At 53.2% G+C, this 26,288-nt stretch carries 24 protein-coding genes and 3 pseudogenes; 6 read left to right on the top strand and 21 right to left on the bottom strand.

Annotated features, from left to right (window positions below; translation table 11 throughout):
* Nucleotides 1-62: 62 nt before the first annotated feature.
* The 5 genes and pseudogenes from frlA to frlR all read left to right on the top strand — a co-directional run bounded on the left by frlA (nucleotide 63) and on the right by frlR (nucleotide 4,937).
* A complete protein-coding gene (gene frlA / locus C1P89_RS21800) occupies nucleotides 63-1,400 on the top strand; it encodes a fructoselysine/psicoselysine transporter (RefSeq protein WP_000535505.1) in 1,338 nt (445 codons plus the stop codon).
* 20 nt (nucleotides 1,401-1,420) lie between these two features.
* Nucleotides 1,421-2,443 carry a fructoselysine 6-phosphate deglycase gene (gene frlB / locus C1P89_RS21795; RefSeq protein WP_005143727.1) on the top strand — a complete coding sequence of 341 codons (1,023 nt, stop codon included), beginning with the start codon at nucleotides 1,421-1,423 and terminating at the stop codon, nucleotides 2,441-2,443.
* 49 nt (nucleotides 2,444-2,492) lie between these two features.
* Nucleotides 2,493-3,324: pseudogene (gene frlC, locus C1P89_RS21790) on the top strand (fructoselysine 3-epimerase).
* Complete coding sequence (gene frlD, locus C1P89_RS21785) at nucleotides 3,321-4,106, top strand: fructoselysine 6-kinase (protein WP_000853342.1); 786 nt, start codon at nucleotides 3,321-3,323, stop codon at nucleotides 4,104-4,106. Before frlC ends, frlD begins: the two are co-directional and overlap by 4 nt.
* Before the next feature lie 99 nt (nucleotides 4,107-4,205).
* The gene (gene frlR / locus C1P89_RS21780; RefSeq protein WP_001276847.1) at nucleotides 4,206-4,937 is read left to right on the top strand and encodes a DNA-binding transcriptional regulator FrlR; all 732 of its coding nucleotides are present in this window, start codon (nucleotides 4,206-4,208) and stop codon (nucleotides 4,935-4,937) included.
* Nucleotides 4,938-5,088: 151 nt separating this feature from the next.
* Here the strand turns inward: frlR and C1P89_RS21775 are convergent, their stop codons facing one another.
* The 20 genes and pseudogenes from C1P89_RS21775 to hofM form a co-directional block, all read right to left on the bottom strand.
* Nucleotides 5,089-6,174, bottom strand: a complete 1,086-nt coding sequence (locus C1P89_RS21775) for an aminotransferase class I/II-fold pyridoxal phosphate-dependent enzyme (protein WP_000847133.1) — start codon at nucleotides 6,172-6,174, stop codon at nucleotides 5,089-5,091.
* Between the two features lie 11 nt (nucleotides 6,175-6,185).
* Nucleotides 6,186-7,490: a YhfT family protein gene (locus tag C1P89_RS21770; protein WP_000366875.1), complete on the bottom strand. Its 1,305-nt coding sequence runs from the start codon at nucleotides 7,488-7,490 to the stop codon at nucleotides 6,186-6,188.
* Between the two features lie 11 nt (nucleotides 7,491-7,501).
* The gene (locus C1P89_RS21765) at nucleotides 7,502-7,855 is read right to left on the bottom strand and encodes a DUF2620 domain-containing protein (protein WP_001297518.1); all 354 of its coding nucleotides are present in this window, start codon (nucleotides 7,853-7,855) and stop codon (nucleotides 7,502-7,504) included.
* A gap of 10 nt (nucleotides 7,856-7,865) precedes the next feature.
* Nucleotides 7,866-8,744: a phosphotriesterase-related protein gene (locus C1P89_RS21760; protein WP_000007025.1), complete on the bottom strand. Its 879-nt coding sequence runs from the start codon at nucleotides 8,742-8,744 to the stop codon at nucleotides 7,866-7,868.
* Nucleotides 8,741-9,967, bottom strand: a pseudogene (locus C1P89_RS21755) (phosphopentomutase). Before C1P89_RS21755 ends, C1P89_RS21760 begins: the two are co-directional and overlap by 4 nt.
* Nucleotides 9,967-11,130: pseudogene (locus tag C1P89_RS21745) on the bottom strand (YhfX family PLP-dependent enzyme). The pseudogenes C1P89_RS21755 and C1P89_RS21745 overlap by 1 nt, the downstream one beginning before the upstream one ends.
* An 83-nt stretch (nucleotides 11,131-11,213) precedes the next feature.
* The gene (locus C1P89_RS21740; RefSeq protein WP_001295165.1) at nucleotides 11,214-11,576 is read right to left on the bottom strand and encodes a PRD domain protein; all 363 of its coding nucleotides are present in this window, start codon (nucleotides 11,574-11,576) and stop codon (nucleotides 11,214-11,216) included.
* 16 nt (nucleotides 11,577-11,592) lie between these two features.
* Nucleotides 11,593-12,498 carry a GntR family transcriptional regulator YhfZ gene (yhfZ, locus tag C1P89_RS21735; protein WP_001254784.1) on the bottom strand — a complete coding sequence of 302 codons (906 nt, stop codon included), beginning with the start codon at nucleotides 12,496-12,498 and terminating at the stop codon, nucleotides 11,593-11,595.
* Nucleotides 12,499-12,657: 159 nt separating this feature from the next.
* Entirely contained in the window at nucleotides 12,658-13,662 is a 1,005-nt protein-coding gene (trpS, locus tag C1P89_RS21730; RefSeq protein WP_000165553.1) for a tryptophan--tRNA ligase, read from the bottom strand.
* On the bottom strand, nucleotides 13,655-14,413 hold the full coding sequence (gene gph, locus C1P89_RS21725; protein WP_001031707.1) for a phosphoglycolate phosphatase: 759 nt from the start codon (nucleotides 14,411-14,413) through the stop codon (nucleotides 13,655-13,657). Before gph ends, trpS begins: the two co-directional genes overlap by 8 nt.
* A complete protein-coding gene (gene rpe / locus C1P89_RS21720; protein WP_000816280.1) occupies nucleotides 14,406-15,083 on the bottom strand; it encodes a ribulose-phosphate 3-epimerase in 678 nt (225 codons plus the stop codon). The genes gph and rpe overlap by 8 nt, the downstream gene beginning before the upstream one ends.
* A gap of 17 nt (nucleotides 15,084-15,100) precedes the next feature.
* Nucleotides 15,101-15,937, bottom strand: coding sequence for an adenine-specific DNA-methyltransferase (gene dam / locus C1P89_RS21715; protein ID WP_000742154.1), 837 nt, complete (start codon nucleotides 15,935-15,937; stop codon nucleotides 15,101-15,103).
* A gap of 106 nt (nucleotides 15,938-16,043) precedes the next feature.
* The gene (gene damX / locus C1P89_RS21710) at nucleotides 16,044-17,330 is read right to left on the bottom strand and encodes a cell division protein DamX (RefSeq protein WP_000343200.1); all 1,287 of its coding nucleotides are present in this window, start codon (nucleotides 17,328-17,330) and stop codon (nucleotides 16,044-16,046) included.
* 91 nt (nucleotides 17,331-17,421) lie between these two features.
* Nucleotides 17,422-18,510 carry a 3-dehydroquinate synthase gene (gene aroB, locus C1P89_RS21705; RefSeq protein ID WP_000439846.1) on the bottom strand — a complete coding sequence of 363 codons (1,089 nt, stop codon included), beginning with the start codon at nucleotides 18,508-18,510 and terminating at the stop codon, nucleotides 17,422-17,424.
* Nucleotides 18,511-18,566: 56 nt separating this feature from the next.
* On the bottom strand, nucleotides 18,567-19,088 hold the full coding sequence (gene aroK, locus C1P89_RS21700) for a shikimate kinase AroK (protein ID WP_000818618.1): 522 nt from the start codon (nucleotides 19,086-19,088) through the stop codon (nucleotides 18,567-18,569).
* Nucleotides 19,089-19,488: 400 nt separating this feature from the next.
* On the bottom strand, nucleotides 19,489-20,727 hold the full coding sequence (gene hofQ / locus C1P89_RS21695) for a DNA uptake porin HofQ (protein ID WP_000815987.1): 1,239 nt from the start codon (nucleotides 20,725-20,727) through the stop codon (nucleotides 19,489-19,491).
* A complete protein-coding gene (gene hofP, locus C1P89_RS21690; RefSeq protein ID WP_005143737.1) occupies nucleotides 20,639-21,043 on the bottom strand; it encodes a DNA utilization protein HofP in 405 nt (134 codons plus the stop codon). Before hofP ends, hofQ begins: the two co-directional genes overlap by 89 nt.
* Nucleotides 21,033-21,473, bottom strand: a complete 441-nt coding sequence (gene hofO, locus C1P89_RS21685) for a DNA utilization protein HofO (RefSeq protein ID WP_001055754.1) — start codon at nucleotides 21,471-21,473, stop codon at nucleotides 21,033-21,035. The genes hofP and hofO overlap by 11 nt, the downstream gene beginning before the upstream one ends.
* Nucleotides 21,457-21,996 carry a DNA utilization protein HofN gene (gene hofN, locus C1P89_RS21680; protein WP_001069310.1) on the bottom strand — a complete coding sequence of 180 codons (540 nt, stop codon included), beginning with the start codon at nucleotides 21,994-21,996 and terminating at the stop codon, nucleotides 21,457-21,459. Before hofN ends, hofO begins: the two co-directional genes overlap by 17 nt.
* Entirely contained in the window at nucleotides 21,996-22,775 is a 780-nt protein-coding gene (gene hofM / locus C1P89_RS21675) for a DNA utilization protein HofM (RefSeq protein WP_005140374.1), read from the bottom strand. Before hofM ends, hofN begins: the two co-directional genes overlap by 1 nt.
* 119 nt (nucleotides 22,776-22,894) lie before the next feature.
* Between hofM and mrcA the strand changes: the two genes are divergently transcribed.
* Nucleotides 22,895-25,447 (top strand): peptidoglycan glycosyltransferase/peptidoglycan DD-transpeptidase MrcA, encoded by a 2,553-nt coding sequence (mrcA, locus tag C1P89_RS21670; RefSeq protein WP_005143739.1) that lies wholly within the window; start codon nucleotides 22,895-22,897, stop codon nucleotides 25,445-25,447.
* A gap of 164 nt (nucleotides 25,448-25,611) precedes the next feature.
* On the opposite strand, the gene nudE is transcribed toward mrcA, so the two are convergent.
* A complete protein-coding gene (gene nudE / locus C1P89_RS21665) occupies nucleotides 25,612-26,172 on the bottom strand; it encodes an ADP compounds hydrolase NudE (protein ID WP_000045732.1) in 561 nt (186 codons plus the stop codon).
* Nucleotides 26,173-26,288 lie beyond the last annotated feature (116 nt).

Raw genomic sequence — 26,288 nt, 5'->3', positions numbered from 1 at the left:
TTACCTTTTAAATGACTGCAAACTCTCCCCTACAACGTATTGGACAAGAAAAAGGTATCGCTATGGGAAGCCAGGAACTCCAACGCAAGCTCGGATTTTGGGCCGTTCTTGCAATCGCCGTCGGGACAACCGTCGGCTCCGGTATTTTTGTATCTGTGGGTGAAGTGGCAAAAGCAGCGGGCACGCCGTGGCTTACGGTGCTCGCGTTTGTCATTGGCGGGTTAATTGTGATCCCGCAAATGTGCGTCTATGCGGAACTATCCACCGCTTATCCGGAAAATGGCGCAGATTATGTTTATCTGAAAAATGCCGGAAGCCGACCGCTGGCTTTCCTCTCCGGCTGGGCCAGCTTCTGGGCCAACGATGCACCGTCATTGTCGATTATGGCGCTGGCGATTGTCAGCAATCTTGGCTTTTTAACGCCTATCGATCCGTTGCTCGGTAAATTTATCGCCGCCGGATTAATTATCGCCTTTATGTTGCTACACCTGCGCTCCGTTGAAGGCGGCGCAGCGTTTCAGACGCTAATTACCATCGCCAAAATTATCCCGTTCACTATCGTCATTGGCCTTGGGATCTTCTGGTTTAAAGCGGAGAATTTTGCCGCCCCTACCACCACTGCGATTGGCGCAACGGGCAGCTTTATGGCGCTGCTGGCGGGGATCTCTGCCACCAGTTGGTCGTATACCGGCATGGCCTCTATCTGTTATATGACCGGCGAAATTAAAAACCCCGGAAAAACCATGCCACGAGCGCTGATTGGTTCCTGTCTGCTGGTTCTGGTGCTCTACACCCTGCTGGCGCTGGTGATTTCCGGCCTGATGCCCTTCGACAAACTCGCCAATTCTGAAACGCCGATTTCCGACGCCCTGACCTGGATCCCCGCACTCGGCAGCACCGCTGGGATCTTTGTTGCCATCACGGCGATGATCGTCATTCTTGGTTCGCTTTCCAGCTGCGTGATGTACCAGCCGCGGCTGGAATACGCGATGGCGAAAGACAACCTGTTCTTTAAATGCTTCGGCCATGTGCATCCGAAATACAACACGCCGGATGTCTCCATCATCCTGCAAGGGGCGCTGGGGATCTTCTTCATCTTCGTTTCCGATCTCACCAGCCTGCTGGGTTATTTCACCCTGGTGATGTGTTTCAAAAATACCCTCACCTTCGGCTCCATCATCTGGTGTCGTAAACGCGACGATTACAAACCGCTGTGGCGTACTCCGGCTTTCGGGCTGATGACCACCCTCGCCATTGCGTCAAGCCTCATTCTGGTCGCCTCAACCTTTGTCTGGGCACCGATTCCCGGCCTTATCTGCGCCGTCATCGTTATTGCTACTGGTCTGCCTGCTTACGCCTTCTGGGCGAAGCGTAGCCGCCAGCTCAACGCTTTGTCGTAATGTTATCTGGAGAAAATAAAATGTTGGATATTGATAAAAGCACCGTGGACTTTCTGGTCACCGAAAATATGGTTCAGGAAGTGGAAAAAGTTCTCAGCCATGACGTTCCGCTGGTGCACGCCATCGTGGAAGAGATGGTGAAGCGCGACATTGATCGTATTTATTTCGTTGCCTGCGGCTCGCCACTCAACGCGGCGCAAACGGCGAAACATCTGGCGGATCGCTTTTCCGATCTTCAGGTCTACGCCATTTCCGGCTGGGAGTTCTGCGATAACACCCCGTATCGCCTCGACGATCGTTGCGCGGTGATTGGCGTTTCTGACTACGGTAAAACGGAAGAGGTAATCAAAGCGCTGGAGCTGGGCCGGGCCTGCGGCGCACTCACTGCGGCGTTCACCAAACGCGCGGACAGCCCGATTACCTCGGCGGCGGAATTTAGCATTGATTATCAGGCCGACTGTATCTGGGAAATTCACCTGCTGCTCTGCTACAGCGTGGTGCTGGAGATGATCACCCGCCTCGCGCCGAACGCGGAAATCGGCAAGATCAAAAACGATCTCAAGCCGTTGCCGAATGCGCTCGGTCATCTGGTACGCACCTGGGAAGAAAAAGGCCGCCAGCTTGGTGAACTGGCCAGCCAGTGGCCGATGATTTATACCGTTGCTGCGGGTCCGCTGCGTCCGCTGGGTTACAAAGAAGGCATTGTAACGCTGATGGAATTTACCTGGACGCACGGCTGCGTGATTGAGAGCGGAGAGTTCCGCCATGGCCCGCTGGAGATTGTCGAACCGGGCGTTCCGTTCCTGTTCCTGCTCGGCAATGATGAAAGTCGCCACACCACCGAACGCGCCATTAACTTTGTTAAACAGCGTACTGACAACGTGATCGTCATCGATTACGCCGAAATTTCGCAAGGGCTGCACCCGTGGCTGGCACCGTTCCTGATGTTCGTGCCAATGGAGTGGCTCTGCTACTACCTGTCTATTTACAAAGATCACAACCCGGATGAACGCCGCTATTACGGTGGTCTGGTGGAATATTAATCCCTCTCCCGGCCCGGCAACGGGCCGGATTTACGCAAGGAGTTACCCGATGAAAACAGGTATGTTTACCTGCGGCCACCAGCGGCTGCCTATTGAACACGCATTTCGTGATGCAAGCGAGCTGGGTTACGACGGCATCGAAATTTGGGGCGGTCGCCCGCACGCGTTCGCGCCGGACTTAAAAGCGGGCGGCATCAAACAAATCAAGGCGCTGGCGCAGACGTATCAGATGCCGATTATCGGCTATACGCCAGAAACCAACGGCTATCCGTATAACATGATGCTGGGCGATGAACATATGCGTCGCGAAAGCCTCGACATGATCAAGCTGGCGATGGATATGGCAAAAGAGATGAACGCGGGTTATACGCTGATTTCCGCGGCCCACGCAGGCTATCTCACGCCACCTAATGTTATCTGGGGACGGCTGGCAGAGAACCTAAGCGAACTGTGTGAGTACGCGGAAAACATCGGCATGGATCTAATCCTCGAACCGTTAACGCCGTATGAATCGAACGTCGTGTGTAATGCTAATGATGTGCTTCATGCGCTGGCGCTGGTGCCTTCGCCGCGCCTGTTCAGCATGGTCGACATTTGCGCGCCGTATGTCCAGGCGGAACCGGTGATGAGTTATTTCGACAAACTGGGCGATAAATTATCGTCATCTGCATATTGTCGACAGCGACGGGGCCAGCGACACGCATTACATTCCTGGAGAAGGCAAAATGCCGCTGCGGGAACTGATGCGCGATATTATTGAGCGGGGCTATGAGGGTTACTGTACGGTGGAGCTGGTGACGATGTATATGAACGAGCCCAGACTCTATGCCCGCCAGGCGCTGGAACGCTTTCGCGCGCTGCTGCCGGAGGATGAGAGATGAAAACCCTGGCGACAATCGGCGATAACTGCGTCGATATCTACCCGCAACTGAATAAAGCGTTTTCTGGCGGTAATGCGGTCAATGTGGCGGTGTACTGCACTCGCTACGGCATACAGCCGGGATGCATTACCTTGGTGGGTGACGATGACTACGGCACAAAGCTGAAGCAGGATCTCGCCCGCATGGGCGTCGATATCAGCCATGTCCATACGAAACACGGCGTTACCGCACAAACTCAGGTGGAACTGCACGACAATGATCGCGTTTTTGGCGACTACACCGAAGGCGTGATGGCCGACTTTGCCCTGAGTGAAGAGGATTACGCCTGGCTGGCGCAGTATGACATTGTGCACGCGGCAATCTGGGGACATGCGGAAGACGCATTCCCACAGCTGCACGCTGCGGGCAAACTTACCGCTTTCGACTTCTCCGACAAGTGGGACAGCCCGCTCTGGCAGACACTGGTGCCGCATCTCGATTTTGCCTTTGCCTCCGCACCGCAAGAAGACGAAGCGCTGCGTCTGAAGATGAAAGCGATTGTTGCCCGTGGCGCAGGAACAGTGATTGTCACGCTGGGTGAAAACGGCAGCATTGCCTGGGATGGCGCGCAGTTCTGGCGTCAGGCTCCTGAACCGGTGACGGTTATCGACACCATGGGTGCCGGAGATTCGTTCATTGCCGGATTCCTTTGCGGCTGGTCTGCGGGGATGACATTACCGCAGGCGATGGCGCAGGGAACGGCGTGCGCGGCGAAAACCATTCAGTATCACGGTGCCTGGTAGGTATAACGTTGGCGTGAGCATCTCCGCGCCAACGTGCTGTTACTTGCCGGAAAACGACCCTATAATCCGTGTAATTCATTCTTTATTTCAGGGTCGATTATGTCAGCTACGGACCGCTACTCTCATCAACTCCTCTACGCTACCGTCCGCCAGCGGCTGCTGGATGATATCGCGCAGGGGGTTTACCAGGCCGGGCAACAGATCCCTACCGAAAACGAGCTTTGTACGCAATATAACGTCAGCCGCATTACTATTCGCAAAGCTATCAGCGACTTAGTGGCAGACGGCGTACTGATCCGCTGGCAGGGCAAAGGCACCTTTGTACAAAGCCAGAAAGTTGAAAACGCCCTGCTTACTGTCAGTGGTTTTACCGATTTTGGCGTCTCACAAGGCAAGGCGACGAAAGAGAAAGTGATCGAACAGGAACGGGTCAGCGCCGCGCCGTTTTGCGAAAAGCTGAACATCCCCGGAAACAGCGAAGTGTTCCATCTCTGCCGGGTGATGTATCTCGATAAAGAGCCGCTGTTTATTGATAGTTCATGGATCCCGCTGTCGCGTTATCCTGACTTTGATGAGATTTACGTCGAAGGAAGCTCCACCTATCAGTTATTTCAGGAGCGTTTTGACACGCGAGTGGTCAGCGACAAAAAGACCATCGATATCTTTGCCGCCACCCGCCCGCAGGCAAAATGGCTGAAATGCGAACTGGGCGAACCGTTGTTTCGCATCAGCAAAATCGCCTTTGATCAGAATGACAAACCGGTGCACGTCTCCGAACTCTTCTGCCGCGCCAATCGCATCACCTTAACGATTGATAATAAAAGACATTAACCGTAGGCCGGATAAGATGCGCCAGCATCGCATCCGGCGATGCTGGCGCGTTGAATTTTACATCCCGTACGTTCCCCTCACCCTAACCCTCTCCCCAAAGGGGCGAGGGGACCGTTCAGTACGGAATTTAGCTTGACGGTGCTATCCAGCATTAAATACTGGCAATACTCTCACGCAAAATCCGCAGCACCGTCTCTTCACCGTTGCGATTCGGGTTAATGCGAATCGCACAATGTTCTGATTGTGGATTCGCCTGGCGAAACGTTCCGGAAAGGCGATAAAAGAGCGGCGGGATTTCATATTTCGACTCTGCACCCACCGGGTAAGGCAAGGCACCGCGCTTTTGCGCCTCTTCCAGCACTCTGGCGGCAATCGGCTGATGAAACTCGACAATCAACACCTTCGACTGCGCATTAGCAATCACCGCGCTTTTCACTTCCGGCACCGCACCACCGTTAAGCAAAGCCAGCAACCGTTCAGATACCCCCGCCTGCACCGCGTGCATCACTGGCGCAAACACCAGCCCACACAAGACTTCCAGCGCCTGAGCGCCCTGAATCTGGCTGCCGCCGGAATAGAGCGTGGAGCGAATCCGACTAATAACATCGGCATCGCCTACCACCGCGCCAACACCCTCCGGCCCAAACAGCTTGAAGCAGGAAAAAGTCGAGACATTTGCCCCGCATTCGCAGCCAATTCGCGCCACTTTCATCACCGCATAGTTGTCATCGGTTAATGCAGGAACGCCAGCCGAGCGCAATGTTGCCAGCACATCTGCCAGAATGTAGCCGTCCTGCGGCTGCTGGCGCGTATGCTGCACCAGCGCCGCATCCGGTAGTTGCTCGTCGACGACCTGCTTCAGTGCCGACAGGTCATTGAAATCAGCAGTAATAAGCGTCAGCCCCATCTGCTCAATAATGACCTGTGTCGTCGGGTAAACAGGCGCATCATGTACCAGAAGACGCTGCCCCGGTTTGAGCAAAGCCGCCAACGCCGCACGAATCGCGCCAGTACCCGCACCCTGCACCAGCGCCGCAGCCTGTGCGTGAAATGCATCAGCCAGCACCTGTTCCACACGCTGGGTAACGCGCGGTTGATTCAGTCCTGGCGTTAAGCCTAAATCACCGCCAGTAAGAAACTCGCTGCCGGGGAAATGGCGACAAATGCTATCCACCAGCGCAAACTGCTTTTGCTGCGCCTCAATAATCGTCAGACTTTGCAGAGGAAACGTCTTCATAGGTGCCTTCCTTAAGCCGGAACGAACAGGCCAAGCCAGTAAAGAACATTCAGCAGAATACCGGTGATCATTACTGCCACGACCGGTGCCGCCATTTTCTGTACCGGACGGCCCAGGGATTCGTTGAGGAAGTAAATGGCAACCGCGATAGAGAATCCGGTATAACCCGCCATCTTAATTGCTGCGAAAATCGAACCGACCAGCAGCGCCACTTCCATCAGCATATTCATGGCGTTACGGATGTTATCCGACGCATTACGCACCGACGGGTAGCGTCCCAGCCATTTGCCGATCGAACGAAGCAGCAAGACTTCCGCCGAAATAACCACTGCGCCTAATACCGCTGCAACTATCGGATTCGGCGAGAGATAGCCCACCGCATAAACAAAGGTAAAGCCCGCAACTGCATACACACCCGTTGCTAAGGCGGTGGTGGCAATCAACGGTACAAAACCCAGCCCGCGCATAAATTCTGCCAGTGCCGCCTGGTTGATCAGCGTTTGCGATTGTTCCGGCGTTACGCCTGCGGAGTACGCTTTCTCCAGAGTGAAGATCGACACTTCACTGCCGGCGAAAATCTTCATGCTGGCAACGGCGGCAATCAATGCTCCCACGATGGCGATATAGGGTAAGTTTTTGATAATCCGCGACGTGCGTTCTTCAAACACCGAAAGCCCGCTGGCATCAATATCATTTTCATCACGATGACGCAGGTCGTGAGTTATCGCGATCCCCAGCAGCATCACCATGCCAATAAAGATTTCGATGGATTCAGGGTTAAGATGTGGGAAATAGCGCACGACTACCACACGGGTCATCAGAACAACCACGGCGGCGACCAGACTTTGCTTCCAGCCAAACTGGTAGAAAATCGCCACCAGCGGGAACAGTGCAAAAGCAGAAACCACCGGCGAGCTTAATTCCCCGAGGCTACCTAATACATCCACCGGCAGCGCGGTCAGCAGCTGGTTTACTGGCAACAGGCAAGTAAGGATCAACACGCCCCAGATAGCGCCAAGACCAAACGCCATCAGGCTGTTTATCGCCAGTACGCCGAGGATATCGGTAGGAAGAAAGAGTAACCATGCGTTGAGCAGCCCGGTTTTCAGGGTAAAAGAGATCCCCACCGAGGCCACAAAACCAATGCTCAGACCAAAAGCGATACTCCCCGCCTCGCGACGGTTCATATAGCCTTCAATCAGTTGCGGCAGGATCGGGCGGATACCGTCATGAAAAACAGCCGCCGAGCGATGCGCCAGAAGCGATGTCATACCCGTCAGGCACGCCACCACGATAATCTGAATATACAGATCCATAGTCGTGCCTTTTATTTCAGATGGTTAATCAGCATCGGAATCGCGTGTTCGACGTGCTCAACGGAAAGGCCAAACGCCACTTTTCCTTCAGCGATCATTTTGGCGATATGCTCGTCTTTCGCTTTAATGCCTGGTTTGGCAATGGTGCAACTTTTGTTATAGCCAATCACCGCGATGGCAATCGACAATGCCGCGCCCGCACCGGTATTACACGCACCGATGTAGTAATCCAGTTGCCCGGATTTCACTTTCATTGCCGCTTCCATGTCGTTGTGAATGAAAACTTCAAAACTGCCAGGAGCCGTCGCTTCAATGGTTTTTTTAATCTGCTCACGCTGTAAGCCTGCAACGCCAATCTTTTTCATGAGTCTGTCCTTATTGGAAAAATTGAGAGGGAGTTTCACGTAACATCACATCCACATCGGCCTGACTGAATCCTGACTGGCGCAATTGCGGAATAAAGGTGGTCAATAAATAGTCATAGCCATAACCACCATTGGCTTTTAAATGGGAGCGGCGCGTAATATCCATCGACAGCATGACGCGGTTCAGCAACCCACGGTCACGTAGCGCGTGGAGCATCGCAATGCGCTTTTCGTCCGGGTAGTAACTGTTCTTACCAATGGTGTCGAACTGCACGTACGCGCCGAGATCGATCATCTTCAAAATGTTGTCGAGGTTGTCTTTCAGATCGCAGTGACCAACGGTGACGCGCGAAAGATCAACTCCGTGGGCTTGCAACAGAGCCAGTTGTTCCAGCCCCATGGTGCTGAACGACGTATGCGTGGAGATCGGGCGTCCGGTCTGGTTATGCGCCAGCGCAGCGGCAATAAATACCTTCTCTTCCAGCGGCGTAATCTTTCCTTCGCTGGAGCCGATCTCCGCGATGATCCCGGCTTTCAGCTCCGTGCCATCGATACCCTGTTCAATTTCATCGACCATCTCCTGCGCCAGTTCCTGCACGCTGCGGGTCACCACATGTTCCGGGAAAAACGCATCCTGGTAATAACCAGTACAGGCCACCACGTTGATCCCGGTTTCGCGCATTACACCGAGCATAAATTGCGCATTGCGCCCCATGTAACGGTTGGTCATCTCAATCACATTACGTACACCCCGGGTCATCAGGTCGTTCATCTCCTGGCAAATGAACGCATACTGATCAAGGCGGCAGTCCACGTTGTTTTTAAAGCCGGAGAGATCAATATGCAGATGCTCATGGGCCAGGGTGTAACCCGTCGGATCAAAACTCATAGGGTGTCTCCTGCAAACCGGAGGGAGGAAAGAAAAGAGCGACCATTTTGTGGCGGTGGCGCACGGAAAAATTCACACACGGTAGCTCCCACATCAGAAAGCGTGGTGCGCACACCGAGCTGCGTAGCAGCCAGGCCTTGCTGATAAACCAGCAGCGGCACCACTTCGCGGGTATGGTGGCTGTGACCAATGGTCGGATCGTTGCCGTGATCCGCCATCACGACCAGGCAATCATCTGGCTGCATCGCATCAACAAGCCGGGCAAGGTTACGGTCAACGACCTGCAAACGTTCGGCATAACGTGCGACGTCTTCTGCATGACCAGCGAGGTCGGTTTCCTGGATATTGGTGCAAATAAACGCCGTCGGATGGGTGTTAAATTCGTCGAGGGTGATATCCATAATCCGCTGGCTATCCACCAGGTTTTGCCAGCTCACGCCATAAGGATTGCTGACGATATCTGCCACCTTACCCACCAGCACGGTTGGCACGCCCGCCTCATACAGTTTTTGCGGCACCTGCACTTTTTTATCGACACCGTAGCCCATATGCACGACCTGGAAGCCGTTGTCATAAGCGCCAGAACGCGGCGCATTGATACCAATAAAGCGCCCTTCTTTGCTTTCTGCGGCATCGAGAATGCGTTGACTGTCGGTTAACAGGCCACCAAATGTAATGACCCGACCGACCTGTACCTGCTCACGCACGATACGACCAATTTTGATTGCGTCGTCAAAAGAGATCACAGAGAGATTGGCGGTAATGTTATAGACTTGGCCTAAATCCGCCTCGAGATTATCGCCAATCGCAACCGCCTGATTGACCCACAGAAATTACAGTTCATCGCCACGGCGCTCCACCTGCCAACCGGCGGATACTAATGCCTGCTCAACACGGTCAATCACATCGCGAAAAGGCATCCGCAGCGGCGGTAACGGGCGCGTGCCTAAAATTTCCTGATGCCCCATAAAGGTATCGCCACCTTCATGTTGCAGCTCTGCCACGCCCCAGGTTGCGGAATCTGACGGCTGCATATCGCCTGGCGCATAACCCAATGCGTTGATTAGCCCCAGCTTCTCCAGCGTTGGTAGCTGCAAATGCGGCAACTGGCTCAGGATGTGACCACATGTATTCGCTCCCGCATCTTGCGGACGCACCAGCGTGACATCTTTCATTGCCCCTACGCCAAAGCTATCAATCACTAACACCACAAATCGCGCCATTACGCCCCCAGAGAGTTTCCAAGACTGTCATAACGACCAACTATTTTCGGTTCGCCACGGTGAATACCGGACACCAGCACCACATCGCTACGGGTGACAAAAATCTGCGTGCGGAAACAGAGCACCACTGCACTGCTTACCGGAAACTCGCCTGCCAGCGACAGGGTGTAGTCGATACTGCTGTCATCCACAGTTTTGAGATTGGTTTCAGTAATCTTTTGATTTTCTGGCGTAAACACCAACGCATGTTGCGCATGACCACGACGGTAGTAACCGCCGCCGTAGCAGTAGCTGTCGCCACGGAAATGATGGGAGATTTCACTCAACCAGAGCATCGCGATACGTTCAGACTGATCGCCCTGCTGGTTTGCCGGAATAGTGCCCGTCAGCGCATGACCGGGTTCGGCATGAGTCACACCGTATTACGCCAGTAATGGCAGCGAAGTGCAGCTGGTCGCTGAAGGCGCGTTCAGTTGCTCAAGTGCAATACCAGATTTCGCCAGTTGATCCCGTGCCTGTATCAGCGTGTGAAGATTCGGTGTCGGCAAAACTTTTCCGGCAGCCTCATCCCAAAGCAGGCAAGGGAAATGGGTAAGTCCGGCTAAATGCAGCCCCGGCAGTTTCTTAATTTCAGCAACCACCTCGTGCAGCGAATGCTGTACAAAACCGCTCTCCTGCCCCGGATAAAGAAAATCATCGTCGCTATAAACTTTGAGCAGCACAAACTGCACACGTCCGGCCTTCACCGCTGCCGCAGAAACTTCCCGCGCTTTGTCGAGAGTAAACACGGTGATGACGTCGGTGCCCTGTTCAACGGCGTCAGCAACCTGATGACAAGGGATTTGTACCAGATGCCCCTGATGTGCCACCGACAAACCAGCGCGGCGCATGACTCGCGCCTCTTTGTAATCCACCGCCACAATGCCGCTGTAACCTAATGCCAGCAATTTTTCCGCCAGCCATGGGTTACGGCCAAACTGCTTGGTCATCAGATACAGTTCAATGCCGTAAAGCCGCGCCGTCTCAATCAGTCGCTTACCGTTTTCCAGTACCTGATCCACGTCGATCACCCAGCTGTCCGGGGCGATCTTGCCCTGCTGCCACAAACTTAGTGCGGCGGAAATCAGCGCCGGGTTCTGGCGTTTCAATGCTTCTACAAACATCTTGTTGCCTCGTTTCTGTTCCTTGAATTAAATATTCATTTTTTTGAATATTTAGGTTGTGCGACGTGGATTTGTCGGGAGCTTCAAACCTCTTCGTTAGCAGCCATCCATAATCCATAAAGGTTGGCCAGCAAATAGCCTTCTTCACACGGGTTAACTTCCAGTGCGAATTCCTTCAACAACACCTGATGCAATTGCACAACGGCTTGCCAGTGGCTGGATTGCGCCAGCTCTGCCAGCAATTCGTTATCCAGCGGCTCTATTTCTTCACCACGGCGACTGCGCATCAGTGCACTCGCCATATGTGTCATCGCCATCGTTCCTTGCTCACTGCGCACCGGCAGATGGCACTCTGTTTCCAGTACGTTGACGACCTGCATCATGCCTTTGCAGATGTCCTTATCAATAACGCCTGCCTCGCAAAGCAGGTTGAGTCTGGTTTCCATATCAGATGCCTTTCGTTTAATAACTCGGTTCCTGTTCCCCACTCACTACCCGTTGTTGATGGGCGAGCAGGGCGTGTTTATCTACAACGGCACGCAGCAGTTGTTGCATTGGGTAATCATCGACTCGCGTCAGGACCACGGCTTCGGTGGCCTGTAAAAATCGCGGATCGTCTGTGAGCGGCGTCGCCTCTAATCCCAGCATGGTCAGTTCGTTTTCCGCCACCACGTTCCAGATAACCGCATCGACATCGCCTTTAACAATGCGTTGTAAACTCTCGTGATAAGAGAGATCGACACGTTCCACATCACTATCGCCAAAAAAGACATCGGTCATGATTTTCTGATCCGCCGAACGGTTATCCAGCCCCACGCGCTTCACGTTTGCGGACTCGCCTTTACGGCAAATCAACTGGTGCTCGCCAACGTAGGTGTGCGGCCCCAACTCCAGCGCGAGGCATAACCCTTTTTGCGTGAGATAACTTTCCGCCGCCAGTCGGGAAACCACCGCCATGTCATACACGCCGTTAAGTAAACACTCCACGCGAATATCCGCGCCGCGCATATGCGCATAGTAAAAAGGAATGCCATCAAACTGAGCTTTCAGCCCGCTCGCTAAACCTTCGTACAAGCGGGTATAGGGCAAAGGCATCGCACATACCACGTTGTTGATATCCACATGACTCAGCAATGCTTTGTTATCCATCTCGACCAGATAACTGCCATTGCGCCCACGGCGTTCAATCCGTATCGCTCCGCTTGATTCCAACGTTTTCAACGCGGCCTGCGTCAGGCCAACCGATGAACGGCATTCAGTTGCCAGCTCATCTATGGTTTTCAGTCGATTACCGCATTTTTCACCCAACAAATAACGGGCCAGCGTCATGATGACGACGCCTTCTTTTTTGATAAACGTTCGACGCATAATATATTTTCAATAAAATGAATATTTATATCTTCATTAAAATGAAGATAAGTGGCAACGACGAGATGTGGAAACGGCGAGGCGCTTCACATTTTTTCGGATTATTGCAAATGAGGATAAAAAAACCGGGTTTCCCCGGTTTTTGGCATTAATGTTAAATTACGGCTTCGCCACAAAACCAATCGCTTCGTACACCGCTTTCAGCGTACGGGAAGCGTGTACACTGGCTTTTTCTGCGCCGTCTTTCATCACCTGTTGCAGGAAGGCTTCATCGTTGCGGAAACGGTGATAGCGTTCCTGCAATTCAGTCAGCATACCGGAAACGGCATCAGCCACTTCACCTTTCAGATGACCATACATCTTGCCTTCGAACTGTTTTTCCAGTTCTGGGATGCTCTGGCCCGTTACCGCAGAAAGGATATCCAGCAGGTTGGAAACGCCCGCTTTGTTCTGCACATCGTAGCGAACTACCGGCGGCTCGTCGGAGTCAGTGACCGCGCGTTTGATTTTCTTCACTACCGATTTCGGATCTTCCAGCAGGCCGATAACGTTATTGCGGTTATCGTCAGACTTGGACATCTTCTTGGTCGGCTCCAGCAGCGACATTACGCGCGCGCCAGATTTCGGAATAAACGGCTCCGGCACCTTAAAGATCTCGCCATACAGCGCGTTGAAACGCTGGGCGATATCGCGACTCAGTTCCAGGTGCTGTTTCTGGTCTTCACCCACCGGTACCAGATTAGTTTGATACAGCAGGATGTCCGCAGCCATCAGCACCGGATAGTCAAACAGACCAGCGTTGATGTTCTCGGCATAACGCGCAGATTTATCTTTAAACTGCGTCATGCGACTCAGTTCGCCGAAGTAGGTATAACAGTTCAGTGCCCAGCCTAACTGCGCATGTTCTGGTACGTGGGACTGAACAAAAATGGTGCTTTTCTCAGGATCGATACCACAAGCCAGATACAAGGCCAGCGTATCCAGCGTCGCTTTACGCAGCTTCTGTGCATCCTGGCGCACGGTGATCGCGTGTTGGTCAACGATACAGTAAATGCAATGGTAGTCATCCTGCATGTTTACCCACTGACGCAGCGCACCCATGTAGTTACCAATGGTCAATTCACCTGAGGGCTGTGCGCCACTAAAAACGATGGGCTTAGTCATTTTTCGATTCCTGATTTTCGCTATGCGGAAGCCCTAATGCGGGCAGAAGGTCATTTATAGACTGATAAATTACATCAGGCTGGCTGAGATCGATAGCCTCGCCGTAGTTATATCCGTAGGTTAAGCCAACTGATGGGCAACCTGCCGCTTTTGCCGCCTGAATATCATTGCGTGAGTCGCCGACAAACAGCATCTGTTGTGGGGCAATTCCCATCCGCTCAGCCACCAGTAACAGCGGGTCCGGATGCGGTTTTTTGTTTTGCACATCATCGCCGCCGATAACCACGCTAAAGTATTTGGCAATATCTAAGGCTTCGAGCAGCGGTGCGACGAACGGCGTCGGTTTGTTGGTGACCAGGCCTAGCGGCAGGCCTTTAGCCTGCAACGCGCCCAACGTATCGGCAACGTGCGGGAACAAAAACGTCCCCTCTTCGGCAACCTCGCCATAGTAGCGATCGAACAGTTTACGCAGAATACGTACCTGTTCTTCTGCCGGAATGTCGTCATCAACGGGCGGTTTACCCATTGTTTTACGCTGAGTCGCACGTTCCTGACGCGCCCAGGTCAATGCGCGCTCCATCAGAACATCTGCGCCGTTACCAATCCAGGTAATAACGCGTTCTTCACCTGCGATGGGCAACTCCAGCGCATACAGCGCCATATCTACCGCAGCAGCAAGACCGGGAGCACTGTCGACCAGCGTACCATCAAGATCAAAAGCGACGCCGCGAATATCTTCAAACTTATTCATGACTTACCTTTGCCAGTTCACTGCGCATTTCATCAATGACTTTTTTGTAGTCTGGCTGGTCGAAGATTGCCGAACCGGCGACGAACATATCCGCGCCCGCCGCAGCGATTTCGCCAATGTTGTTCACCTTCACGCCACCGTCCACTTCCAGACGAATGTCAAAGCCAGACTCGTCGATACGGCGACGTACTTCGCGCAGTTTATCCAGTGTTTGAGGAATGAAAGACTGACCGCCGAAACCAGGATTGACGGACATCAGCAGGATCACATCCAGCTTATCCATCACGTAATCCAGATAGCTCAGAGGTGTCGCCGGGTTAAATACCAGACCCGCTTTACAGCCATTTTCTTTAATCAGTTGCAGCGTGCGGTCAACATGCTCGGAGGCTTCTGGATGAAAGGTAATGATGCTGGCACCAGCGGCAGCGAAATCAGGCACAATGCGATCGACGGGTTTCACCATCAGATGTACGTCGATAGGGGCGGTAATGCCATAGTTACGCAAGGATTTCAGCACCATTGGCCCAATCGTCAGATTGGGAACATAGTGGTTATCCATGACGTCAAAATGCACGACATCAGCGCCAGCTGCCAGGGCTTTTGCGGTATCTTCACCCAGGCGGGCAAAATCAGCCGACAGAATTGAGGGGGCAATCAAATACTGTTTCATCCGCTTCTCCTTGAGAATTATTTTTTCGCGGGTGAAACGACTCCTGGTTTGTACAAAGCCAGCAGTTCGTCCACCTTTTTACGTGTGCCGCCGTTGCTGCTTATACTGCGTCGAACTTTGACGACATGCAATTTTGCGCGCTGATACCACTCACGCGTTAACATCGTATCGTGATTGGAGATCAGCACTGGAATATGGCGCTCAACCAGACCTTCGGCGATCTCCGCCAGATGCGCTTGTTGTTCAAGCGTAAAACTGTTTGTGTGATACGCCGTAAAGTTGGCGGTCGCAGACAGCGGTGCATAAGGCGGATCGCAATAGACGACGGATGCATCATCTGCGCGCGCCATGCTATCGGCGTAAGACTCACAATAGAAAAAGGCATTCTGCGCTTTTTCAGCGAAGTGATACAACTCTGCTTCCGGGAAATAGGTTTTTTTGTAGCGGCCAAACGGCACGTTAAACTCACCGCGCAGATTGTAACGACACAGGCCGTTGTAACCGTAGCGGTTCAAATATAAAAACAGTACCGCCCGACGGAACGGATCCTGGCTTTTGTTGAACTCTTCGCGGAACTGATAGTAAACCTCGGCGCAATTTGTTTCGGGAACAAACAGCTCGCGTGCGGCCTGTACGTACTCATCAGTACGCATCTTCACAATGTTATAGAGACTGATCAGGTCGCTATTGATATCGGCAAGGATATAACGAGAAAAGTCGGTGTTGAGAAACACCGACCCGGCACCTACAAAAGGCTCAACCAGACATTCGCCCTTGGGCAAATGCCGTTTAATATCATCAAGCAGGGGATACTTGCCCCCTGCCCACTTCAAAAAAGCGCGATTTTTCTTCATGCTGACTAACTAATTACACCTTCTCCGGCTGTGGAGAAAGCTCCGACAGCATCCAGCGCTTCAGGCAGCTCCCGCAACGATAAACCATTGCGGGAGATAACCTTGATTACTTCAGATCGGCCTGTACCTGACGCAGCGGTTTCGCCCACGGGTTTTTGGCCTGAACATCTGCTGGCAATGTAGATACCGCTTTTTTCGCCTCTTCTTTCGAAGCGTACACGCCAGAAACCAGGACATACCACGGCTGACCATTACGCGCCGTTTCATAGACAACGTAGTTTTTCAGATTCTCTTTCTTCGCCCAACCGTTCAGGTTGTCGTAGTTAGAGGAACTGCTCAGCTGCAGAGTGTAATGGCTGGACGGTGCCGATTTCAACGAACCAACATTACCTGCGGTCTTCCCTCCAGCGGCTGGTGTTGCCGTGGTTTGCGCCGGGGATGCCGTCTGTACTGGAGCCGTAGTCGCCGTCTCTTTTGGTGCTGGCGTAGAAGTCGCAGTCGGTGCCTTCGTGCTCGCCACAGGGGCAGCTGGTTCAGTACGCTTCGGCGTCTGTGCTACCGGCTTCGGCTCCGTTTTCACGGTTGCTTGCGGTTTTTTCGGTTCAATCACCGCCTGCTGACGAGCTGGGCGCGTAGTGGACGGACGTTCAGCGGTTTGCGTTTTCGCCGTGTCACGCGATGCATTGCCATTGCGAACAGGCGCGACAGTCGCGGGTTCGGTCGGCAATGTGGAATTGACCGCCACATTGTTCAACTGTTGCTGATTTTGTGGCTGGGTCAGCGCATTGTTCAGGTCACCCTGCACTTCAACACGTTGTTGACCATCCGTTGCCGCCGGGGTTTGCCCTTGAGTCGGCGTAGAAGAGATCGGTGGCAGAGAAACATCCTGCTGAGTATTTTCCGCAGACGTGGTTCCCGGCGCTGGCTGCACCCCATTCGCCTGATCGGTCGCATTGCCTGCAAGATCAATACTCTTCTCGCCAGACGCGGTTTGATCGCTGGAAGAGGTCGAGGGGGCTTTTAGCGCAGAACCGATACCGATGATCAACAGCAGTAGAACCAGAATGCCGACGCCCATCATCATATACTGACGAGAAGCGGGTTTACTGGCTGCTTTTTTGCGCTTACGCGGACGACGCTCTACGCGCTCTTCATCCACGGTTTCATCTTCGGATTCGTCAATTTCTTCTTCGATTTCCGGTTCCTCATTGCGCTCTTTTTGCGCACGAGTCGGACGGCGATCGTCAGTGTCATCAAGTTCAATATCATCAAAATTGATCTGCGGTTCGCCACGTTCAGTACGCTCAGAACGTTCAGAAGATTGACGAGAACGACCAGTACGACGATCGCTGGGATCGGGTTTCAGCTCGTCTTCTGGTTTGAATTCATCCATTTAACACCCCACTAAAAGGTTAATGCTTACCACGTTGCAATTAACCTGAAGCTAATAGACCGCTTGATAAGCGGCCTGACCTTTCTTGTTGTTACGCTGATTGACAATCGGCAATGGCGTTAAGAACAAGCTCGTGCGAAACGCCGCTGCGAACTTCACTCTTACCAATTGCCAACGGAAGAATTAAGCGTATCTCTCCCGCAAGGACTTTCTTGTCACGCAGCATATGCGGTAAATACGCCTGCGCGGACATTTCGCGCGGCCCATTGACCGGTAACCCAGCCCGCTTGAGCAGGGTTATAATACGCTGCGTTTCGGCAGAACTAAACTGCCCGAGACGTTCCGACGTCCGCGCCGCCATCACCATACCCGCAGCGACCGCTTCACCATGTAACCAATTGCCATACCCCATTTCAGCTTCAATGGCATGACCAAAGGTGTGTCCCAGATTCAGTAAAGCACGTAACCCGGTTTCGCGCTCGTCGGCGGCGACAACTTCTGCCTTCAGTTCACAACAACGGCGAATACAGTACGCCATTGCCGGACCGTCCAGACGCAACAACGCATCCAGATTCTCTTCCAGCCAGTTAAAAAACGCACCGTCAAGAATAATGCCGTATTTGATGACTTCTGCCAGCCCCGACGCTAACTCACGCGGGGGAAGCGTTTTCAGACAGTCGAGATCCACCACCACTGAAGCAGGCTGGTAGAACGCGCCAATCATGTTTTTACCGAGGGGATGGTTGACCGCAGTTTTGCCGCCAACGGAGGAATCGACCTGCGACAGTAACGTCGTCGGGACTTGAATGAAACGAACACCGCGCTGATAACTCGCCGCCGCGAAGCCGGTCAGATCGCCCACTACGCCGCCGCCAAGCGCCACCAGCGTAGTATCGCGACCATGCGGCTTTTGTAACAACGCCGTAAAGACGGTATCGAGTACAGCCAGGCTTTTATACTGCTCGCCGTCAGGGAGGATAACGCTATCGACATTAACACCCGCCTGTTCAAGTACGCCGCGGACCTTATCGAGATACAGAGGAGCCAGGGTTTCGTTGGTGACCAACATGACCTGCTCGCCCGATTTCAGCGGTAAGAATGAAGCTGGTTCATTAAACAAACCAGATGCGATGGTAATTGGGTAACTACGTTCCCCGAGAGTAACAACAATCCTCTCCATAACGCGACATCCACCTTAATTACTGTACCCGCAGACGAGTGTATATAAAGCCAGAATTAGTTGCTTTCCAGCATGTGAATAATCTGGTTTGCAACCACTTTAGCGCTTTGATCATCAGTACGAATGGTCACGTCGGCAATCTCTTCATACAGCGGATTGCGTTCATTGGCCAACGCTTCCAGAACTTCACGTGGCGGTGTTTCAACGTGCAGCAACGGGCGTTTTTTATCACGCTGCGTGCGTGCAAGTTGCTTTTCGATGGTCGTTTCAAGATAAACGACAACGCCACGAGCGGAAAGACGGTTACGCGTTTCACGGGATTTCACAGAGCCACCGCCAGTAGCCAGCACAATACCCTGTTTCTCGGTCAACTCATTGATGACCTTTTCTTCGCGATCGCGGAAGCCTTCTTCGCCTTCTAAATCGAAAACCCAGCCCACATCAGCTCCGGTTCGTTTCTCAATCTCTTGATCGGAATCGTAAAATTCCATATTGAGTTGTTGAGCTAACTGGCGCCCAATAGTGCTTTTTCCGGCACCCATAGGCCCAACCAGAAAGATATTGCGTTTCTCTGCCATTTTTTCGGTACTACTAAGACTATTCGTTAATGATAAACCCGCTTCGCTCAGAGAGCGCCGCAGGACATGAACTGAAACCTCATAAGATATTGCGAGAGTCAGACTGAAAATTATCTCAATACTCCAGCGGGTTTGGCAACTGAATAAATCACCCATCCCTCTGCATATCTGGTCGCTGCAAGCGCGCTGCCTTGCTACCACCGCTCTGGCGATAAATCACCGGGTAAGATTAGCGTAAAAAAGACAGCAAAATGCCGCCTGAATGATAAATCATCATCATGGAACGCAGGCAGCGAAGAGCACCAACTCTCAAATCGGTACTCCTTGTATGCTAAATACCTGCGCGCGTCAAATAGATGAAACACGTTCAGCGTAAAAACATTACCGCTTTTACGGCTGTTTACTCACTGGAAACCAGTCGTGGCGTGATAAACACCACTAACTCGCGTCGTTCATCTTCTTTTCCGTCATGACGAAATAATTGCCCGAACCAGGGAATGTCGCCAAGCAACGGTACGCTATCCTGACCCGATTTATTTTTACGGGTAAAAATGCCGCCCAGCGCCAACGTTTCTCCGCTTTTGACCTCGACCTGCGTTTCGATCTCCTGCTTATCAATCGCCAGCACTTCGCCATCGGCCTGCTGTAGCACCTGCCCCGGAACGTTCTGGCTGATGTGTAATTTCAGCCGGATGCGACCTTTTTGTAACACTGTGGGCGTAACTTCCATCCCCAGGACGGCCTCTTTAAATTCCACCGACGTCGCGCCACTTTCCCCGCTGGAAACCTGATATGGAATTTCGCTCCCCTGTTTAATGCTGGCAGGCTGAAGATGTGAGGCCAGCAGACGCGGACTGGCGATAATATCCAGCTGCTGTTTTTGTTCGAGCGCGGAAAGCTCAAGATCCAGCAAGCGTCCGTTGATGCGCCCAATGTTAAAACCGACATGCGTTGTCGCCGTCGCTACGGAGAGGTCGCTACCAAGCGTGGTGACTTGCCCAACGCCACCAGCGTGTTGCGCATCGGCCAGCGTCCATTTCACGCCTAACTCACGCAAACTTTTTTCATTAATGGTGACAATATGCGCCGACAGCTCAACCTGCCCGACCGGCAGATCCATTTGCGCTACCCACTGTTCAAGCGCGCTTAACGCCGTTTTGTTATCTCGTAGCAAAAGGCGATTGGTGCGTTTATCGACGGTCATACTCCCTTTGGCACTCAGTAGCTTCTCCCCCGCTTTCGCCAGTTCTCCCGCGTCGGCGTATTGCAGGGTTATACTGCGATTTTCCAGCGGCAGATTTGCCTGCGCCCGCGCCTGCTCCGCCTCCTGGCGGGCGATATTGTTATTCTGCCAGGCAATGGAATGCACTGAGAGAATGTTGCCTTCCTGCCGCGTTATCAGTCCGGCGCTTTTCACTACAGTTTGTAGTGCCTGCTTCCAGGGAACATCTGTTAGATGTAACGACACCGTACCGCTGACGTCTGGCGACACGACCAGGTTCAACTTCTCCTGTTCAGCCAGCGCCTGCAACACCTGAGCTACCGGAACGTCATCCACCATCAGCGTCACTTTTTGCGGCTTTGCCGCCTGTACGCCGGGTATCAGCATCAACAGTAGTGCGGCTATCCATTGCTTCATTTGTATCTCCTTGCCGTTGCCACAACCATTGTGGCGGTTCGCAGTTTGTCCCGGTACCCAGCGTTAGTACGTCTGGCGTCAGCTGTAAAATTGTCCAGCCGTTTTCCAGCACATCGTTTTGCTGCACCCGTCGCCATTTCTTTTGCCCGTCTTTTATTACACCGATGATGCGCTCGCCTCGCCCTACCATCCCCTGATAGCGCCACTGGCTAAGTTCGCTAATCCGGCATAGATCTTCCGGCGGTTTAAAAGGGTCACGCATACCGGTTAAAAGGCACAATACAATACCTGCCAACAACCAGCGTTTAACCCTCATGCGGCGTCTCCAGTTGTAGCGTGAACAAAAGATCATCACCTTCCACGCTTAATGAAAAACGGCTCACGCTGACGTTGCGCTCTGCCAGCCGTGTAAATGCCGACGGCACTGCTTCCCACAGCGTTTTCAACGCCAACTCGCCTCCCTGCGCGGATGGATGCCAGGAAACCAGTTGCGCGCCGGGCAACTGAAAATCCAGTGGCGAAAAGGGCAGCGTTTTTTCTTCGCTGAAGGGAGTGGTGTCAACCAGGCGATACAGTGTGGCCCACTGCTGGTGATGACTTGCCCGTAGTCGAATTAATGCGTCGCGCTCTTCATGGTGTGTCGATGACAGAAAAATGAGCGTAACTAACATCAGCAACCAGAATGCCCAGCAAAACTGGCGGAGGCGGGGTGATGTGGCGAACCACCAGTCAAAGAACATGTTCATCGCTAACCTTCCTTGTTAACTGATACTCAAATTGCCAGCGTCCCTGCGCATCCTGCTGCGTGGCTCCCCGCTGATTGAGATGAAAAGACGCATCCTGGCGGAGTGACGTTTCTAGTGCGTTTAACGCGGTAATGCTTGTTGTCAGCCCCTTGATCTCCAGCGTTCCCTGCTGCCAGCTTATCGTTGTCAGCCAGGCGTGCTCGGGTAAAAGCGCCGCCAGTGCTTCCAGCGCAGATTGCCAGTCGCGGGTAAATTGTCGCTGGCGCTGCCGTTGCAAACGCTGCTCACGAATTTGTTGGCGCTCCAGCAAACGTGGTTTCGTTATCTGTAAGCTGCGGGCGAGTTGTTGTTCCGCCTGAAGCAAAACGGTGTTTACGCGTGCTTCGGCGTTGTCTGTCAGACGCAGTATTAGCGTTATCCCGACGGCCAGCAGCAGAGGCGCAACGAACATCAGCAACCAGAAACGAAGAAAAGCGGTCCGGCGTTGCTGTCGCCAGGGCAAAAAATTAATTGGCGGGTTCATCAGTACGCCTTCCCAAGCGCCAGCCCCAGCGCGATGGCAAAGTCTCCACCTGGCGGCGGTAGCGGCGGCTGACGAACAGAAACGGCCTCCCAGGGATCAAATCCGCCTTCGCCACATATCGCGACGCTTTCGGGATCAACGGATAACGCTGCCGCCAGCTCCTTCGCGCTAGTCATCCCCACCGCCAGTTTGCGCCCCCAGCGACAGCGTGTCGCCCACAGCCACTGTTCGTTATCACGCCAGGCCAGACATTGCTGATGAGAAGGTAAAAAAGGCAGGAATCGCTGTAATGCACTGGCATCCGGGGTGATCGCGCTCACATGAACACGCAACCTTTCTGCCAGAGTGAGTAGCGTTGCCAGCTCTTTGCTTTGCGCGGCAGTCACGTTATAGGCGGGACTGAGTGAGTCTTCGCTGTAATCGAAACGCAGGGAGTCCGGATCCATATCCAGCTCGCGGGCCATCGTCCCTGACAGCCAGGCCGTTTGCTCCCGCTCACCGAGGGACATCGACGGGCGCGGAAATGACCGCTGTAATGTGCGACTGGCGGGAAACGCCAACATAATGTGATGACGCTGCGGCAGTTCGCGACTCCACGGTAACAACGTTTTAGCCAGCCGCTGCGCATCAACAATCCGCCCATCTTTGATAATGTCGTTCTCCAGCGGCAACCGCCACCAGCGTTGCAAAAAGCATTCTTTTGCGCCCCGCACGATCGCAACCGCTACTGCTTCTTGCTGTTGTAAATGCAAACCAATTTGCCAGATCTTAAATGCCATTGTGATGATCTCCTTATCACCCGTCACTCTGACGGGTATATCAATGCGTCTGGCTTGCCTTTATACTACCGCACGTTTGTTTATAAACTGCCCAAATGAAACTAAATGGGAAATTTCCAGTGAAGTTCGTAAAGTATTTTTTGATCCTTGCAGTCTGTTGCATTCTGCTGGGAGCAGGCTCGATTTATGGCCTATACCGCTACATCGAGCCACAACTGCCGGATGTGGCGACATTAAAAGATGTTCGCCTGCAAATTCCGATGCAGATTTACAGCGCCGATGGCGAGCTGATTGCTCAATACGGTGAGAAACGTCGTATTCCGGTTACGTTGGATCAAATCCCGCCGGAGATGGTGAAAGCCTTTATCGCGACGGAAGACAGCCGCTTCTACGAGCATCACGGCGTTGACCCGGTGGGGATCTTCCGTGCGGCAAGTGTGGCGCTGTTCTCCGGCCACGCGTCACAAGGGGCGAGTACCATTACCCAGCAGCTGGCGAGAAACTTCTTCCTCAGTCCAGAACGCACGCTGATGCGTAAGATTAAGGAAGTCTTCCTCGCGATTCGCATTGAACAGTTGCTGACGAAAGACGAGATCCTCGAGCTTTATCTGAACAAGATTTACCTCGGTTACCGCGCCTATGGTGTCGGTGCTGCGGCACAAGTCTATTTCGGTAAAACGGTCGACCAACTGACGCTGAACGAAATGGCTGTGATAGCCGGGCTGCCGAAAGCGCCTTCCACCTTTAATCCGCTCTACTCAATGGATCGTGCCGTCGCGCGGCGTAACGTCGTACTGTCGCGGATGCTGGATGAAGGGTATATCACCCAACAACAGTTCGATCAGACACGCACTGAGGCGATTAACGCTAACTATCACGCGCCGGAGATTGCTTTCTCTGCGCCGTACCTGAGCGAAATGGTGCGCCAGGAGATGTATAACCGTTATGGCGAAAGTGCCTATGAAGACGGTTATCGCATTTACACCACCATCACCCGCAAAGTGCAGCAGGCCGCACAGCAGGCGGTACGTAATAACGTGCTGGACTACGACATGCGCCACGGCTATCGCGGCCCGGCAAATGTGCTGTGGAAAGTGGGCGAGTCGGCGTGGGATAACAACAAGATTACCGATACGCTGAAGGCGCTGCCGACCTATGGTCCGCTGCTGCCTGCCGCAGTCACCAGCGCCAATCCTCAGGAAGCGACGGCAATGCTGGCGGACGGGTCGACTGTCGCATTGAGTATGGACGGCGTTCGCTGGGCGCGTCCTTACCGTTCGGATACTCAGCAGGGACCGACGCCGCGTAAAGTGACCGATGTTCTGCAAACGGGTCAGCAAATCTGGGTTCGTCAGGTTGGCGATGCATGGTGGCTGGCACAAGTGCCGGAAGTGAACTCGGCGCTGGTGTCGATCAATCCGCAAAATGGTGCCGTTATGGCGCTGGTCGGTGGCTTTGATTTCAATCAGAGCAAGTTTAACCGCGCCACCCAGGCACTGCGTCAGGTGGGTTCCAACATCAAACCGTTCCTCTACACCGCGGCGATGGATAAAGGTCTGACGCTGGCAAGTATGTTGAACGATGTGCCAATTTCTCGCTGGGATGCAGGTGTCGGTTCTGACTGGCAGCCGAAGAACTCACCACCGCAGTATGCTGGTCCAATTCGCTTACGTCAGGGGCTGGGTCAGTCGAAAAACGTGGTGATGGTACGTGCAATGCGGGCGATGGGCGTCGACTACGCTGCAGAATATCTGCAACGCTTCGGCTTCCCGGCGCAAAACATTGTCCACACCGAATCGCTGGCGCTGGGTTCAGCGTCCTTCACCCCAATGCAGGTGGCGCGCGGCTACGCGGTCATGGCGAACGGCGGCTTCCTGGTGGACCCGTGGTTTATCAGCAAAATTGAAAACGATCAGGGCGGCGTGATTTTCGAAGCGAAACCGAAAGTAGCCTGCCCGGAATGCGATATTCCGGTGATTTACGGTGATACGCAGAAATCGAACGTGCTGGAAAATAACGATGTTGAAGATGTCGCTATCTCCCGCGAGCAGCAGAATGTTTCTGTACCAATGCCGCAGCTGGAGCAGGCAAATCAGGCGTTAGTGGCGAAGACTGGCGCGCAGGAGTACGCACCGCACGTCATCAACACTCCGCTGGCATTCCTGATTAAGAGTGCTTTGAACACCAATATCTTTGGTGAACCAGGCTGGCAGGGTACCGGCTGGCGTGCAGGTCGTGATTTGCAGCGTCGCGATATCGGCGGGAAAACCGGTACCACTAACAGTTCGAAAGATGCGTGGTTCTCGGGTTACGGTCCGGGCGTTGTGACCTCGGTCTGGATTGGCTTTGATGATCACCGTCGTAATCTCGGTCATACAACGGCTTCCGGAGCGATTAAAGATCAGATCTCAGGTTACGAAGGCGGTGCCAAGAGTGCCCAGCCTGCATGGGACGCTTATATGAAAGCCGTTCTTGAAGGTGTGCCGGAGCAGCCGCTGACGCCGCCTCCGGGTATTGTGACGGTGAATATCGATCGCAGCACCGGGCAGTTAGCTAATGGTGGCAACAGCCGCGAAGAGTATTTCATCGAAGGTACGCAGCCGACACAACAGGCGGTGCACGAGGTGGGAACAACCATTATCGATAATGGTGAGGCACAGGAATTGTTCTGATTAAAAAGGCGCTTCGGCGCCTTTTCAGTTGGCTGACAAAGTGCATTTGTTTATGCCGGATGCGGGTGAACGCGTTATCCGGCTAACAAAATCGTGAAAAATCAATATATTGCAGGAACCCCATAAGCCTGATAATCGTTGTGCATCAGGCAAACTTCACGCATTTACACTCGCCCCTGCCCTTTCAACCATTCGCGCACGAGGAACAGCGCGCTGACATTACGCGCTTCGTTGAAGTCAGGGTCTTCCAGCAAATCCATCATATGCGCCAGCGGCCAGCGCACCTGTGGTAGCGGCTCTGGCTCATCGCCTTCCAGCGATTCCGGGTAGAGATCTTGCGCGACCACGATATTCATTTTGCTGGAAAAGTAAGACGGTGCCATGCTGAGCTTCTTCAAAAAAGTCAGATCGTTCGCACCAAATCCAACCTCTTCTTTTAGCTCGCGGTTAGCGGCTTCGTAGACGCTTTCACCCGGATCAATTAATCCTTTCGAAAAACCTAATTCGTAGGATTCAGTTCCCACTGCGTATTCGCGGATCAGGATCAGGTGATCGTCCACAATCGGCACAATCATCACTGCTTCCCGGTTGGTTGGACGCATTCGTTCATAAACACGCCGCACGCCATTGCTGAACTCCAGATCCACGCTCTCGACGGTAAACAGTCGGGAATGGGCTACAGTTTCAACATTCAGAATGGTGGGTTTTTGTAATGATTTGCTCATCGTGGGATCTATGCTGTGAAATCAGCGGTTATTGTGCGATATCGGACACGCTTTCGGCAATGTGAATTGCATGTTATTTACATTTATGTAACTTAATAAATAATTGTCCTCAAATC

Origin of the sequence: Shigella sonnei, assembly GCF_002950395.1 — a bacterium.
GTDB lineage: Bacteria > Pseudomonadota > Gammaproteobacteria > Enterobacterales > Enterobacteriaceae > ECMA0423.
This window is presented reverse-complemented; position numbering and strand designations above follow the sequence as displayed.

Bases quoted from the DNA above. Each gene is read 5' to 3' on its own strand.
- hofQ (WP_000815987.1), bottom strand. From the start codon at position 20,727: ATGAAGCAATGGATAGCCGCACTACTGTTGATGCTGATACCCGGCGTA.
- dam (WP_000742154.1), bottom strand. From the start codon at position 15,937: ATGAAGAAAAATCGCGCTTTTTTGAAGTGGGCAGGGGGCAAGTATCCC.
- C1P89_RS21740 (WP_001295165.1), bottom strand. From the start codon at position 11,576: ATGGAAACCAGACTCAACCTGCTTTGCGAGGCAGGCGTTATTGATAAG.
- frlA (WP_000535505.1), top strand. From the start codon at position 63: ATGGGAAGCCAGGAACTCCAACGCAAGCTCGGATTTTGGGCCGTTCTT.
- gph (WP_001031707.1), bottom strand. From the start codon at position 14,413: ATGAATAAGTTTGAAGATATTCGCGGCGTCGCTTTTGATCTTGATGGT.
- frlR (WP_001276847.1), top strand. From the start codon at position 4,206: ATGTCAGCTACGGACCGCTACTCTCATCAACTCCTCTACGCTACCGTC.
- damX (WP_000343200.1), bottom strand. From the start codon at position 17,330: ATGGATGAATTCAAACCAGAAGACGAGCTGAAACCCGATCCCAGCGAT.
- yhfZ (WP_001254784.1), bottom strand. From the start codon at position 12,498: ATGCGTCGAACGTTTATCAAAAAAGAAGGCGTCGTCATCATGACGCTG.
- C1P89_RS21765 (WP_001297518.1), bottom strand. From the start codon at position 7,855: ATGAAAAAGATTGGCGTTGCAGGCTTACAGCGTGAGCAGATTAAAAAA.
- trpS (WP_000165553.1), bottom strand. From the start codon at position 13,662: ATGACTAAGCCCATCGTTTTTAGTGGCGCACAGCCCTCAGGTGAATTG.
- frlD (WP_000853342.1), top strand. From the start codon at position 3,321: ATGAAAACCCTGGCGACAATCGGCGATAACTGCGTCGATATCTACCCG.
- hofM (WP_005140374.1), bottom strand. From the start codon at position 22,775: ATGGCATTTAAGATCTGGCAAATTGGTTTGCATTTACAACAGCAAGAA.
- hofO (WP_001055754.1), bottom strand. From the start codon at position 21,473: ATGAACATGTTCTTTGACTGGTGGTTCGCCACATCACCCCGCCTCCGC.
- frlB (WP_005143727.1), top strand. From the start codon at position 1,421: ATGTTGGATATTGATAAAAGCACCGTGGACTTTCTGGTCACCGAAAAT.
- aroB (WP_000439846.1), bottom strand. From the start codon at position 18,510: ATGGAGAGGATTGTTGTTACTCTCGGGGAACGTAGTTACCCAATTACC.
- C1P89_RS21775 (WP_000847133.1), bottom strand. From the start codon at position 6,174: ATGAAGACGTTTCCTCTGCAAAGTCTGACGATTATTGAGGCGCAGCAA.
- aroK (WP_000818618.1), bottom strand. From the start codon at position 19,088: ATGGCAGAGAAACGCAATATCTTTCTGGTTGGGCCTATGGGTGCCGGA.
- nudE (WP_000045732.1), bottom strand. From the start codon at position 26,172: ATGAGCAAATCATTACAAAAACCCACCATTCTGAATGTTGAAACTGTA.
- hofN (WP_001069310.1), bottom strand. From the start codon at position 21,996: ATGAACCCGCCAATTAATTTTTTGCCCTGGCGACAGCAACGCCGGACC.
- C1P89_RS21770 (WP_000366875.1), bottom strand. From the start codon at position 7,490: ATGGATCTGTATATTCAGATTATCGTGGTGGCGTGCCTGACGGGTATG.
- hofP (WP_005143737.1), bottom strand. From the start codon at position 21,043: ATGAGGGTTAAACGCTGGTTGTTGGCAGGTATTGTATTGTGCCTTTTA.
- C1P89_RS21760 (WP_000007025.1), bottom strand. From the start codon at position 8,744: ATGAGTTTTGATCCGACGGGTTACACCCTGGCCCATGAGCATCTGCAT.
- rpe (WP_000816280.1), bottom strand. From the start codon at position 15,083: ATGAAACAGTATTTGATTGCCCCCTCAATTCTGTCGGCTGATTTTGCC.